General features: G+C 45.6%; 14 protein-coding genes. 8 read left to right on the forward strand and 6 right to left on the reverse strand.

Annotated features, from left to right (window positions below):
- Both ACRN9H_RS15740 and ACRN9H_RS15745 read left to right on the forward strand, forming a co-directional pair.
- Positions 1-410: leucine-rich repeat domain-containing protein (locus ACRN9H_RS15740; protein WP_432314977.1), on the forward strand; the 410-nt coding region annotated here is incomplete at its 5' end.
- A gap of 212 nt (positions 411-622) precedes the next feature.
- Entirely contained in the window at positions 623-811 is a 189-nt protein-coding gene (locus ACRN9H_RS15745) for a hypothetical protein (RefSeq protein ID WP_432314979.1), read from the forward strand.
- A gap of 79 nt (positions 812-890) precedes the next feature.
- Here the strand turns inward: ACRN9H_RS15745 and ACRN9H_RS15750 are convergent, their stop codons facing one another.
- The 4 genes from ACRN9H_RS15750 to ACRN9H_RS15765 are packed head-to-tail and all read right to left on the reverse strand — an operon-like array spanning position 891 to position 4,735.
- Positions 891-2,252 carry a TrkH family potassium uptake protein gene (locus ACRN9H_RS15750; RefSeq protein ID WP_432314981.1) on the reverse strand — a complete coding sequence of 454 codons (1,362 nt, stop codon included), beginning with the start codon at positions 2,250-2,252 and terminating at the stop codon, positions 891-893.
- 1 nt (position 2,253) lies between these two features.
- Complete coding sequence (locus ACRN9H_RS15755; protein ID WP_432314983.1) at positions 2,254-2,952, reverse strand: potassium channel family protein; 699 nt, start codon at positions 2,950-2,952, stop codon at positions 2,254-2,256.
- A 46-nt stretch (positions 2,953-2,998) separates the two neighbouring features.
- Positions 2,999-3,688 carry a response regulator transcription factor gene (locus ACRN9H_RS15760; RefSeq protein WP_432314985.1) on the reverse strand — a complete coding sequence of 230 codons (690 nt, stop codon included), beginning with the start codon at positions 3,686-3,688 and terminating at the stop codon, positions 2,999-3,001.
- On the reverse strand, positions 3,689-4,735 hold the full coding sequence (locus tag ACRN9H_RS15765; protein ID WP_432306274.1) for a sensor histidine kinase: 1,047 nt from the start codon (positions 4,733-4,735) through the stop codon (positions 3,689-3,691).
- Positions 4,736-5,095: 360 nt separating this feature from the next.
- Here ACRN9H_RS15765 and ACRN9H_RS15770 point away from each other — a divergent pair, with 360 nt between their 5' ends.
- From ACRN9H_RS15770 to mog, 6 genes are all read left to right on the forward strand, one after another.
- Complete coding sequence (locus ACRN9H_RS15770; protein ID WP_432315081.1) at positions 5,096-6,307, forward strand: NnrS family protein; 1,212 nt, start codon at positions 5,096-5,098, stop codon at positions 6,305-6,307.
- Between the two features lie 93 nt (positions 6,308-6,400).
- Positions 6,401-7,711 carry an ammonia-forming cytochrome c nitrite reductase subunit c552 gene (locus ACRN9H_RS15775; RefSeq protein ID WP_220773791.1) on the forward strand — a complete coding sequence of 437 codons (1,311 nt, stop codon included), beginning with the start codon at positions 6,401-6,403 and terminating at the stop codon, positions 7,709-7,711.
- A 251-nt stretch (positions 7,712-7,962) separates the two neighbouring features.
- Positions 7,963-8,700, forward strand: a complete 738-nt coding sequence (locus ACRN9H_RS15780; RefSeq protein WP_432314986.1) for a sulfite exporter TauE/SafE family protein — start codon at positions 7,963-7,965, stop codon at positions 8,698-8,700.
- A 163-nt stretch (positions 8,701-8,863) separates the two neighbouring features.
- Complete coding sequence (locus tag ACRN9H_RS15785) at positions 8,864-9,328, forward strand: NlpC/P60 family protein (RefSeq protein WP_220774029.1); 465 nt, start codon at positions 8,864-8,866, stop codon at positions 9,326-9,328.
- Positions 9,329-9,360: 32 nt separating this feature from the next.
- The gene (locus tag ACRN9H_RS15790) at positions 9,361-10,824 is read left to right on the forward strand and encodes an MFS transporter (RefSeq protein ID WP_432314988.1); all 1,464 of its coding nucleotides are present in this window, start codon (positions 9,361-9,363) and stop codon (positions 10,822-10,824) included.
- Between the two features lie 162 nt (positions 10,825-10,986).
- Positions 10,987-11,520 carry a molybdopterin adenylyltransferase gene (gene mog, locus ACRN9H_RS15795; RefSeq protein ID WP_432314990.1) on the forward strand — a complete coding sequence of 178 codons (534 nt, stop codon included), beginning with the start codon at positions 10,987-10,989 and terminating at the stop codon, positions 11,518-11,520.
- A gap of 88 nt (positions 11,521-11,608) precedes the next feature.
- Here mog and ACRN9H_RS15800 read toward each other — a convergent pair whose 3' ends face one another.
- Both ACRN9H_RS15800 and ACRN9H_RS15805 read right to left on the reverse strand, forming a co-directional pair.
- On the reverse strand, positions 11,609-12,802 hold the full coding sequence (locus tag ACRN9H_RS15800) for an ABC transporter permease (protein ID WP_432314992.1): 1,194 nt from the start codon (positions 12,800-12,802) through the stop codon (positions 11,609-11,611).
- Positions 12,799-13,533 carry an ABC transporter ATP-binding protein gene (locus tag ACRN9H_RS15805; protein ID WP_263190336.1) on the reverse strand — a complete coding sequence of 245 codons (735 nt, stop codon included), beginning with the start codon at positions 13,531-13,533 and terminating at the stop codon, positions 12,799-12,801. Before ACRN9H_RS15805 ends, ACRN9H_RS15800 begins: the two co-directional genes overlap by 4 nt.
- Position 13,534 lies beyond the last annotated feature (1 nt).

Below are 13,534 nucleotides of genomic sequence, written 5' to 3' on the forward strand. Positions count from 1 at the left end.
CGCAGCTTGATCTATCCCACAATCAGCTCACTAAACTCCCCGCGGAAATTGGACAGCTTACGCAATTGACGCAGCTTGATCTATCCCACAATCAGCTCACTGAACTCCCCGCGGAAATTGGACAGCTAACCCAATTGACTGAACTTAATCTTTCCTGCAATAAGCTCACAGATCTACCTGTAGAAATCGGACAACTAGCACAATTAACAGAGCTTAATGTTAGCGGAAACAAAACCGCCAAGCTACCAGTGGAAATTGCAGAGCTCACGCAATTGAGTAAGTTTATACTTCCAAGTAACACGCTAGAACCACCAGTCGAATCTTTCGACTTAATTGATAACTCATTATTTATGGGAAAAATCTCAATAAGAAAAATCTATAGGCACAAAAATCAACAGAAAACTCGATAATGTCGTGTGTTTTACTTACCTCAATGAGTTCTGTTTAGTCTTGAGTAAGTAATTCATACCTAATGATCCGGCACCGCTAGTTTTGTACATTGAGTTAAGGGAGTTTCCCATACTTGACGTTATTCGTGTTTTACTAATTTAAGTAAGAACTCTAAGTAACTTCTGTCCAAAAACGAGTCACATATCTTCTTTAAAACAAACAGGCTACACCGATGTTAAACAGGAGAGCTATGGCGATTAGTGAGACGACCATCCGCCCCATGGCCGCTTTTTGGCATCCATGCCATCGCTGCATTCGTGAATCCATTCACATCAGACGGGCGGTCGAGCATCCACGGATGGACTTGCTGCGCGTCGTCGAGCAAGTGCCATGGTTCGTCTATAAGTCAGCGCATCCATAGCCAACTAAATTACCTCGCGAGCTCAGCATTACAAATCTCTGATTATCAGTAAATTTATTGTGTCACCATCAATTAATCCTTACCCAATTGCCAACTTGGTTTCTGCGTAGCGCAGTTTTTTTACCCTTGGATTCGCGAGGAAATAGGCGAGCATCAGTGGGCCGAGGCGACCCATGAACATCATAAAGATGATGATGGCTTGGCCTAAAGTGGTTAAGTTACCTGTCAAACCTCGGGATAAACCGACTGTGCCCAGTGCGGATATGGCCTCGAAAACGATATCGATTAACGGTGCTTTCTCGCTTAATACCAGTATGAAGATGGCCAGCCAAGATACGACCAGAGAGATGATGGTCAGCGCTAAGGCTTTGCTGACGGTATCTTTGGGGATTTCCCGTTTAAACACATAGATGGCTTCGTCGCGGCGTAAATAACCATAAGTGGCCAAAATCAGTACCATAAAGGTGACGACTTTAATGCCGCTGGCGGTGCTTAATGAGCCGCCGCCGATAAACATCAGCACGAGTATGAGCAAGGTGCTGGCGTCTTCGAGTTGGTTAATCGCTAGGGTATTAAAGCCTGCGGTGCGCGGTGTAACGGCTTGAAACCATGAGGCTAGCCATTTACCGAGTTCGCTTAAGGGCGCCAAGGTGTTGGGGTTGTTGTACTCAATAAAGTAAAGCGCAATCACAGCGACCGCGTTGATGATAATAGTGCCGGTGATCATCATGCGGCTGTAAACGCTGAGTTTTGACCAACGTTTGTTCCTACGCAGATCTATCCACACCGAAAATCCTAAACCACCGATAATAAGCAAAGCTGTGATCGTTAGATTGATAACGGGATCGGCTACGTAAGGCATCAGGCTGTCGGCACTGAGGGCAAAACCTGCGTTATTAAAGGCACTAATTGTATAGAAAAAACCGTGGAATAAGCTGGTTTTCCAGCCAAGTTCATGGCTCCAATGCGCGGATAAAATCAGCATGCCTATGGCTTCAACCAGCAGCGAAAACACTAATACTGCTTTTGCGGTTGAGACTAATGTTGATGTATCGGTTTGATTAAAAGCCTCTTTTGCGACTGTTTGTTGTAGAAAGCCAATCTTACCGCCAAGGGCGATAAGGGTGACAATGGCAAAGGTCATCAGCCCCAGCCCGCCGCATTGGATTAACAGCGCGATTATCACTTGGCCAAAGGGCGTGAACACACTTCCAGTATCGACGACCACAAGCCCTGTTACTGTCACCGCCGAGGTGACGGTAAACAGGCTTTGCAGCCAAGTAATGGGCGACACAGTGGCGATGGGCAGTTTAAGTAAACATGTGCCGACGAGGATTAACAGAGCAAAGCTTGCACTTAAGATAAAGGGCGGCGCGCCAAAGAGTTTTTTGCCGGTTTTAGGAGTGTGCTCTAGGGTGAGCGAAGGATGCCATTGAACCACCTTACACCAACCTTGGCGCGAGCTGTTTTAACTCGGCACGGCTACCGCAAAGGAATAAGGCATCCTCTGTGTGCAAGGTAAAATCGCTATCAATCTTGCTAAATACACTCTGCTCACGTTTGACCATTAACGGCGCGACTTTGCCCTTAGGGCTGCGTTGAACGTTAATTTGCGCATCAGTGTTTTTCTCTTGCAAGCTCCCCAGCAGTTGGCCAACAGTGGCTTGATGCAAATGGGCTTTAATATGGATTTCAACAATATAGAGCCCATCGCCGATGGCGAGAAAGTTATTCACCATAGGGTAGTTTAGCGACTGGGCGACGCGGACCCCCATATCTTCTTCAGGGTGGATAATCCGAGTAACATCGAGTTTAGACAATATGGTGTGGTGCGCCTTATTGCTGGCTTTAACCCAAATATTTTGCACGCCGAGATTTTTCAGTGCCAGTGTGCACAGCAGGCTCGATTGCATATCAAAACCGATAGCGACAATCACAACTTCACTACTGGCAAGATCGAGTTCCCTTAGTGACGCCTCATCGGCGCAATCGCAAATTACGGCTTCTGTAAGAACTTCTACATATTTTTCAACAGCTTTATGGTCATTATCGACACCTGTAACCGTATGACCTAAGTGGATCAGTTCTCGGCTCACTGCGACGCCAAATCGCCCTAATCCAATAACGGTAAAATGCGCCATACAAACATCCTTTTATGATTTTTTGAAAGTGTTGATGATAAAAACGTTATTTGTGACTCATGTCAGTCAAGCGATATCCGAGTCCCGCCTCTGTCTTGATCAGCTGTTGCTCTGTGCTGTCGTTGAGCTTTTTGCGTAACTGACTGACCAAGATCCGCAGATAATGACTGTCATCGGTATGGGTTTCGCCCCAAATATGCCGCAGTAATTCAGTTTGTTTCACTAACTGACCAGGGTGAGACATTAAGGTCTCCATCAGGGCAAACTCCTTTTTAGTTAAGGCGATTTCTTGCTGGTCGAACCAAAGCTGGTGGGTACTTTTTTGCAGCTTAAGTGCGCCAAACTGCAGTACATCACTCAGGGTGGATTCATCCACTAAGTCGCGAACTAATACCTTGATACGTGCGATTAACTCTCTGACCCCATATGGCTTACTGAGATAATCATTTGCGCCTGCTTCCAATAGGCGGATTTTCTCTTCCTCTTGATCTCGCGCAGTTAAGATAAGTACCGGCACTTTGTTACTCTGACGTAGGGTTTGCAGTAAGGTGATGCCGTCGCCGTCGGGTAAACCAAGGTCTAGCACCAATACGTGTGGCTGCTGCGCTTGATATTGCGTTAAGGCAGAGGCAATCGACGCCGCGCCGAAATATTCAAAGCCTTCCGCTTCTAAAGATATGCGCATAAAAGTGTGGATTTGCGCTTCGTCATCAACAACTAGCACCTTATAAGCCATTTATTGCTCTCTTTTTTTAATCGGTAAAGCGATGCGAATAAGGCTGCCCTTGGAGGCGGGCTCGGCGCTGATCTGGCCGCCATGGGCAGTAATAATGCCTTTAGCGACAGCCAACCCAAGACCCGCGCCGCCATCAGTTGAGGGATGCTGGCGATAAAACAGTTCAAAAATAGCTTGCGCCTCTGCGGGGGCGATGCCTACGCCCTCATCTTGAATATCTAACTGCAACACATCGCCCTGTTGATAAGCTGTTACTGTGACGGGTTTATCTAAGGGCGAATAGCGCAGTGCGTTATCCAGTACATTAAAAATGGCCTGTTCAATCAATGAGCTGCTGATCATCAGTGGCGGCAGTTCAGCCGTGCTGTCGATAATGATTCGCGGCTGGGCGGCGGGAAAGCGGCCAATTGCTTGGTGTAATACATTGATAATCGTGTTTTCACTGAGGCTAAATTTAAGCGCACCGTGTTGTAACTTAGTGGCTTGTAACAGGTTTTCGATATATTGATGCAGACGATGGCTTTCACTGGCGGCACTATCAATTAATTCATCCTTTTGCGACGCACTGAGCTTAGGCATGTATTCCTTCAGTGTTGTCAGCGTGCCGATTATGGTTGCCAGTGGTGTACGTAAATCATGTGAAACTGACAATAAAATGCTGTTGCGTAACTGAGCCTGTTCGAGTGCTGCTTGCTGGCGGCGGTAATGTTCAGCCAATTTGCTGGTAGTGAGGGCGACCAGTAAAAACACCGTTAGATTGAGAATGTCCTCAAGATTGAACATCTGTAGCGAATAGCGCGGCGTGGTAAACAGAAAATTAAAACTAGTTGCCTCAAACACTGCCGCAAAATAGGCAAAGTTGGCATTACACTGCAAGGCTATGGCGACCACAGCCAATTGTAAAACGAGCAACACGGCGATGGTAGAAGCCGAAAAATAGTCGATAAACACACTGCTAAAAATCGCAATCACTAACACAATGAAGGTAAATAAAGTGGGGCGGGCACGCCAGTACTGGGTCAAAGCTGCCTTTGTTAACAATGTCATGGAGTTGATAATAGTGTAATAGAAGTTAGTTTTACTCTAACAAAGCTATTTTAAGATAGCGCGTAAAAAAGTCGTAAAATTTTAGGGTGCTGACTTTATAGGTTTGTATTGCGTATCCGTAAACTCAGCCGTTAATAATACAAAAACTCTACCGTCCATTGTTGCGCGGTAAAAGTGCTTAACGAGAGTTATATCCTTGCACAATGTAGCTATCTTCAAATTGAAAACGTTGAACTTTGGGACATGGGTTCCAAAATCAAAGACCTAGTTTGAATTAAATAAGATTTCAGTACAGTATAAGAATCATATAAAAAACATCTTAAGTGTGCTCGCGATAATTAAGCCACTGAGTTAATTATGATGCTAAATATTGATGACCCTCAAAAAATTGAACGTATTCCCGCGCTGTGGCGATTAGCCTTTAGGCCCTTTTTTTTGGGAGGAGCCATATTAGCCGCACTCTATATTCCGCTGTGGTTATTAACTTGGTTTACTCCGCAATATAGTTTTTTCCCGCCCAATTTCTGGGCCATTATCTTGCCGTTATGGTGGCATCCCCATGAGCTGCTGTTTGGTTTTGCGATGGCGATTGTGTGTGGCTTTTTACTGACGGCCGTTCAAAGCTGGACCAATCAACCGGCATTAAAAGGCTGGCCACTTGCGCTGACGTTTAGTTGCTGGTTATTGGCACGATTGTTACTGTTACTTCCAATGCAAGTGCCACTGATTTTACCGGCATTGTTTGATTCATTATTTCTCGGTATGGCAAGTCTTGCCTTGTGGCGCAGTATTTATAAAGTAAAGCAATGGCGTAATATTGGCTTTCCTATCATGTTGTTAGTCGCGTTAGTGATTAACAATGTTAGTTACTACGCTCTATTTGAGCGAGATTTTATTTTTGCCCATCAGATCTGGCAGGCAATGTTGTGGTGGTTTGCGTTACTGATCACCATAGTGGGTGGACGCGTGATCCCCTTTTTTACCGCAATGCGCATTAAGGCGACAAAAGCTGAACCATTACCTTGGGTTGAATATCCGCTGCTTGCGGTGATGATTTTACTGGTGATCCAAGCACTTTTTGAACCACTTTCGTTGGAAATAGAGCGAAGTTTATTGCTGATCGCAGGGCTATTACAGTTAATCCGATTTGCCCGTTGGTTACCTCATAAAACACTAAAGGAACCTATGTTGTGGTCCTTACATGTTGCCTATTTTATGCTTCCCGTCAGTTTATTAGCTATGAGTTGGTATCTCGATAATGAATATGCTTATCGCAGTTTACTGCACCTATTTGCGATAGGTTGTATGGCTACCTTGTGTCTTTCAATGATTTCTAGGGTGTCACTTGGGCATACGAGCCGAAATATCTATGAGGGCCCCAAAATGATATTGGCCTTTATTTGTTTGCCTTTAGCGGCAGTATTCAGAGCATTAATGCCTATCTGGTTTCCGGCTGACACCCAAGTCTGGTTATGGTTAGCCGCTAGTTGCTGGTTTATCGCATTTGCTATGTTTGTATGGCATTACATACCCATACTCACTCGCCCCCGTATTGATGGGCGACCAGGTTAAAATTGAGATTAGGATAAAGGAGATATAGTGGAAATTCATTTTAAAACAGTCATATCGTCAAAAATAAAGGTTTATTTGATTGGCTCGCTGGCCATGGCGACATTTACCGCTTTGGCCGCTTCTGATGCGAGCAATCAACAACAATTTCCTAATCAATATCAATCTTGGCAGGCAACATCCGAGCAGGTTGAGCGCGAGGATATGCTCGCCAATTATCCTGCCAGCATCATACTGTGGGCGGGTTCTTCTTTTGCAAAAGAGTATCATAGCCCACGTGGACATCAATTTGCTGTTGCCGATGTAGCACACACTTTACGCACAGGTGTGGCACCAGAACCCGGTGAAAAAGGTTTATCTGCCAGTTGCTGGACCTGTAAAACGCCTGACGCGCCTCGATTAATTGAAGAGTTAGGTTTTGAAGGATACTCAGCCAAGAATTTTACCGATCTCGGCAAAGAGATCCAAAGTGTTGTTTATTGCAGTGACTGTCATGAATCTGGCAATAAAAAATTAGCCTTACCGCGTCCCCATGCCCAAGATGCAATGGCTAAAATTCAGCTACCTTTTGACAAACAAGATACCAACATGCAGGGCGCTCAGGTATGTGGTCAGTGCCATGTGACTTATTATTTCCGTCCAGAAAAAAGTAATGTGGTCAATATTCCGTGGATTTTTGGCAGCACCGCCGATGACATTGAAAAATATTACGATACTCGTCGTTTCTTCGAATGGATCCATCCCATATCAAGAACGCCAATACTCAAGGCGCGTCATCCGGACTTTGAACACTGGAGCCGCAGTAAACACGCAGAAGTGGGGGTAACTTGTATTACTTGCCACATGCCAACCCAGAAAGATGCCAAAGGCGTTGAATTTACCAGCCATAAAGTGGATAAAGCCTTACCGCATTTTGATAGCACTTGCAGCAGTTGCCATAGCAGTAAAACAAAAATTGAAGCTAAGCTAGCGGCCAATAAATTAACGATTGAAACCAAAGCCCGTGAAGTAGAAGGCTTGTTAGTTAAGGCTCATTACGAAGCCAAAGCTGCTTGGGATGCTGGTGCCAAATGGGAGCAAATGAATGCGCCTATTATGGGAATACGCCACGGCCAATGGCGATGGGATTTTGCCATGTCTTCACATGGTTTATATGCCCATAATCCCACCGAAGGTAAGCAGCTGTTAGATAAAGCTTTTGAGCAAGCAAGTGATGCGCGCAAGCAACTCGCAGGGATATTAAAACAACTTAACGTTACTCAAGTGAGTTATCCAGATATCAGCACCAAACAAAAAGCCCAGCAAGCGATAGGCATAGTTGAGGCTGACTTAGTTAAAGAAAAACAGAAGTTTATTGAAGAAGAAATCAATAAAAACTGGCATCCCGTGGCTAAGTTTGGTTATTAGATAGTTTAAGGCTGATAGAGATTTGTAATGATGTGTGATTTGAATCATTACTATAACAACCACCTCTCACCTTAGTGTCAGCACCTCAAATGATGTCTAGGCACAGATAGTTAAGCCTTAGCAAAACCCGAAGCCACATAGCTTCGGGTTTTTTATTTCAGGTTAAATATTGACCCAGCCATGTTTGCTCGATAGTTTTTATCACTGCAACAATAACTTGTTAGCCTTAAGGCATTATTCAGGGTGTGGTGATGTTTACGGACGCGCTTTTTTGGTTAATCGCGATACCCGCCGTATTAATTACGGGTATTTCTAAATCGGGTTTTGCGGGTGGAGTCGGCGGGTTAACTGTCCCACTATTGGCGTTAACGATTAGCCCAACTACAGCGGTCGCTATTATGTTGCCGTTACTAATTTATATGGATTTTTTAAGTGTACGTTCATGGTGGGGACAACATAATCCGCATCATTTACGGATATTATTACCTGCGGCAATTGCGGGTATCGTTATCGGTTATTTGCTGTTTGAACGCTTGAATGAAGACTATTTGCGGGCTATTTTGGGTTGCGTGTCACTGGGATTTGGTTTGTATGGTTTGATTCTTGGGGATAAAACTCAAACAACCCCTTCCTCCTTGGTTGGGCGGCTTTGTGGTTTAATCGCAGGATTTACCAGTTTTGTTGCCCATGCGGGCGGCCCACCACTCAATGCGTATTTACTGCCATTACGCTTAGCTAAATCTGAATTTTTAGCCACAGCGGTGGTATTTTTTGCAGTAGTGAATGTGGTTAAACTCATTCCCTACAGCTTACTTGGGCAGATAACCCAAGAGAATATTATCGTCTCATTGCTACTGGTGCCACTCGCGTGGTTAGGCGTAAAACTGGGATTATTTATTCAGCATAAAATTTCTGATAGGTTATTTAAGCGCATCATTTTGATTTTAATGGTGCTGGTGGGTGTGCGTTTATTATGGACGGCATTCTAAATTTAAGCTTTAGGTTATCTAAGTCTGCTAAAGTGCTGTGATATTTGAGTGTAGAGTGCTGCGGTATTGGGTTATTTTAGTGTTTGAGCGACTCTTAAGCTGAATTTTCTGATAGAAACTAAATGACTTTACTGTGAAATCTGCCTGCAATGAGTTAATGCTAATGAAACAATTACTGATAGTTATCTTAGCCTTAGGCCTTGGTGCTTGTGCTAGCGCGCCAGAGCCTAAGCCTGTGGTAAAGCAAGTTGAACCTGTCTCGGTTTGGAACGATAATAACATCTCTGCATTGCATTCGGAGTGGCGCGGTGTACCTTATCGTCTGGGCGGCGGCACTAAAAGGGGCATAGATTGCTCGGCCTTTGTTTCTGTTGCTTATCAAAAAATGTTAGGGCTAACGCTGCCACGTACGGTTGAAGAACAACAAGCTCTCGGTAAGCCGATATCACGAAGCCAGTTACGCAAAGGTGATTTAGTATTTTTCAAGACGGGTTGGAGTTCGCACCATGTCGGTATTTATGTTGGCGATGATAGTTTTCTGCATGTGTCCACTAGCCAAGGGGTGAAAATTTCGAGCCTGCATAACAGCTATTGGGCGTCTAAGTATTGGAACGCACGGCGTATTTAATTCCATCTTAGCCTAACTATTTGTGGAGAAACATGTCCCCAGAGCCGATGTTACCCCGAAGCGAACCTTTACCCACTTCCGTTTTCCTTGCTATTTTTTCGGCTGTATTTTTGCCTATGTTTCTGGCGGCGGTCGATCAAACCTTACTCGCCACAGCCACACCTGCGATTGTTGAAGATCTCGGCGGTCTGCGCCAAGCCTCGTGGATCACTATCGGCTATATGCTGGCGATGGCGGCTTCGGTGCCGATTTACGGTTGGTTAGGGGATAACTTTGGCCGCGCAAAAATCTTGATGATCGCCATCGTGATTTTTGCCTTGGGTTCTATCGTTTCTGCGAGTGCAGGCACGATGGACCATATGATCGCCGGACGTATCTTGCAGGGTATGGGCGGTGGCGGCTTAATGAGTTTGTCCCAGTCATTGATTGGTGAGTTAGTACCTATTCGTCAACGGGCTCGTTTTCAAGGCTATTTTGCCGCTATGTTTACCCTCGCGAGTGTTGGCGGCCCAGTCATTGGCGGCTTAGTGGTACATGCCTACTCGTGGCATTGGCTATTTTGGGCGAATATTCCACTGTCCATACTGGCAGTATGGTGGCTCAATGGTTTGCATAAACGCAGTATGAAACCCATACGCCAAGGCCAGTTTGACTTAGTGGGCGTAGTGTTATTTCCGCTTATTATCACAGCACTATTATATTGGTTATCGGTGGCGGGACTGGAGTTTGCGTGGCTTTCAGTGACCAGTTTAGGCTTTGCCGTATTTGTCGTTTTAAGCTCTTTAGGATTGATAGTGTGGGAGCGGCGACGGGCGAGCCCATTTTTGCCGTTAGATTTACTCGCCAATAAGGCTGTGTATATGCCGCTGCTGACCGCGGCACTGTTTGCAGCCTGTTTATTTGCGATGATCTTCTTTTTACCGATTTATTTGCAGGTGGGGTTAAATATTAATCCCGCCCAAACTGGTTTACTGCTATTGCCGATGACGTTCGGCATTGTAATAGGCTCGACGATGACCGGCCGCTTGTTAAGTAAAGACGTGGCACCTAAATGGTTACCGACTTTTGGTATGGGGTTAGCCTGTATTGGTTTGTTATTGATAAGTATTGTGCCGCAAAATGCCAATGTGATTGGCGGCTTAGGTGTGTTAGTTGGCATTGGTTTGGGCACTGTAATGCCGAGTGTGCAGCTTGTAGTGCAGAGCGTGTCTGGCAAGGCGCGGCTTAGCCAGATAACCGCTATGGTGTCACTGTGTCGCTCTATGGGCGCCGCCATCGGTACTGCGTTGTTTAGTGTGCTGCTGTATGGTTTATTACCGCTAACGGATGCTGAATTTGGTATCGATGCCATAAAAAAGTTGCCAACAGAGACTGTGCATCACGCCTTCCAGTATGGATTTATGGCCGCTGCAGGGGTGGCACTTTGTGCTGCGATCGTCGGTTTTTTATCGCCAGCGACCGCATTAAAAGATCACGATAGCGAAACGGCGCATTAAATGCGAGCAAGCTGAGTTTAAGCGCCAATACGTGACGAATGTCGACTTGCCGCAGCACATTGAACCGCATATTTATGTTATTTTAGCCGCAGAGAATATAGCAGAAGCCGTTGTTATTTATACAATGGGCAAGCCATACATTGACGTTTGGGGAATGGGATTATGAGCAAAGCAAAAATCGGTATTGTGACGGTAAGTGATCGTGCTAGCGCGGGGATTTATGAAGATATCTCAGGCAAGGCGATTATCGACACGCTCAACGACTACCTCACCAGCGAGTGGGAGCCGATTTATCAAGTGATCCCCGATGAACAGCATGTAATTGAAGCGACGCTGATCAAGATGGCCGACGAGCAAGATTGCTGCTTAATTGTCACCACTGGCGGCACTGGCCCCGCTAAACGCGATGTTACCCCTGAAGCCACTGAAGCGGTATGCGATCGTATGATGCCAGGCTTTGGCGAATTGATGCGCGCTGAGTCATTAAAATTTGTGCCGACAGCGATTTTATCGCGCCAAACCGCGGGATTGCGTGGCGATTCTTTAATTGTGAACTTGCCGGGTAAACCTAAGTCGATTCGTGAGTGTTTAGATGCGGTATTCCCCGCAATCCCTTATTGTATCGACTTGATGGAAGGGCCGTATTTAGAGTGTAACGAAGCGGTGATTAAACCCTTTAGACCTAAGACAAAGTAACCTTAGGTCAATAACAAAAAGCCACTGAATATTCAGTGGCTTTTTGTTTTAATTGTTTTTTTTAGTCTCTATCGTTGATATGGCTCCTTTAAAGCCCAAAGATTACCTTTTCACTCTTGAGCGACCTTTCCATGCCAAAGGCGAGTAATACTGCAATGGCTAAGGTGCTGAGGGTCGAAACGAGTAACTGCAACATGGGCAAGTCCTTACCTTTAATAAAGTCCATTAATGCCTGTTGCTGGCCCGATACGGGCAACCACTGCAGCATATCTGGCGCTATGTTGTAACTGGCGGCCATCGATAAAGCTAAGGGCACAAACAACACTATCGTTAGGTAGGATTGGGCCTCCTTAAAAGACTTTGCCATAAAAGACACAAACAGTTGTAAGCAAGCTGCCATCAACGCCACAGGGATACCCACCACTAACATCAGTGCTATAAATTCACTGGTGATGTTGACGCTAAAACCTAATTCTTGCCAAGGTACAAAGGTATAGGCAATTTTGGATACCAGCAAAATCAGCACTAATCCCAAGAGGGCAAACAGACTCACAGCGATGATTTTCGATAACACTAACTGGCGTGTTGTGAGCGGATGGCTTAGTAATAGCGCTAAAGAGTTACGCTCACGCTCACCGGCGCTGGTATCGATAGCGAGGTTCATGCCCGAGATAAATACCGAGTAAATCATAGTGAAAATCGCGATACCTAAGATCATTCCGCCCTTAGAGTCTGTCGTCGCTTGGTCGTGGATATTGATCTTAAGTGGCTGTATTACGCGGGGATCGATACCACGGGCAATCAAGCGTAGGCTGCCCATTTCTGTACTGTAGGCTTGCAGTTGTCTTTCGAGTCTACGAATCGAGTTTTGCAGTTTCTCGTCTGAGTTATCGGCAACAATAGTGATCTCAGCACCTTTGCCTTGGTTCATTTGCGCGGCATAGTCGGTGCTAATAATCATTTCAATGGCTTTAAGGTCTAGCGTATCAGCGACTTTTTCCGTCGACGCTTTAGCCGTGCTGTCTTTAACGTCAGCTTCTTTAATATTGCCTTGAGTAATACCTTTATTTGATAAAAAACGCACTAAATCTGGGGCATTATCGGGATTCGTGATGGTGATTTTTAAGTCATCAGGGCTGGTTAGTTGGCCAATTAACACCATAAATAAGCCACACATAATCAACGGCGTACCGATGGCGTAGTAGAGTCCTGCCATCACAGAGCGCTTATCACGGGCTGCATCAATGAGTTCCTTGCGTACCATTGCGATTATTTTATTCATGCTGCAATTCCTTCATCGGTACCGATAAGTTGGATAAAGGCTTCTTCGAGTGAGTCTTTGCCCGTTTGGATACAAAGCTCGCTTGGGCTACCCATGGCCACCACTCGACCTTGCGCCATCACAATGACTTGGTCACACAGTGCGGCGACTTCTTGCATTACATGGCTGGAAAACAGTACGCAATGTCCTTGATTTTTAAGGTCGATAAGAATATCGCGCAGCAGACGAGTGCTCATCACATCGAGCCCGCGGGTTGGCTCGTCGAGGATAATATTACTTGGGCGGTGGACAATGGCCTGTGCGAGTGCGGTTTTCATCCTTTGCCCTTGGGAGAAACCTTTGCAGCGACGATCGCTAATATCTTCAAGGCGTAATTTAGCAATCACTTGGCTGGTGGCCTCTTTAGCGTCTTTAGATGATAAGCCGCTCAGCTCGGCAAAATAGCGGATATATTCCCGTGGTGTTAAGCGCTCATACAAGCCAAAAGGATCGGGAAATAACCCGAGTTGTTGCTTAGCGCCGATAGGGTCGATGGCGACATCGATACCTTCGATTTCAGCTTTGCCAGTATCAGGTTTCAGTAAACCAAAAATAGTGCGTAAACACGTGGTTTTACCCGCGCCGTTGGGGCCGAGTAAACCAGTAATTTGGCCATTTTGTGCCTCGAAGCTTAAGTCATTGAGCGCCTGCACGTCACCGATGCGCTTGGAAAGATGGGATACTTTAATCATG

Origin of the sequence: Shewanella sp. MF08487, assembly GCF_050848685.1 — a bacterium.
GTDB lineage: Bacteria > Pseudomonadota > Gammaproteobacteria > Enterobacterales > Shewanellaceae > Shewanella > Shewanella glacialipiscicola.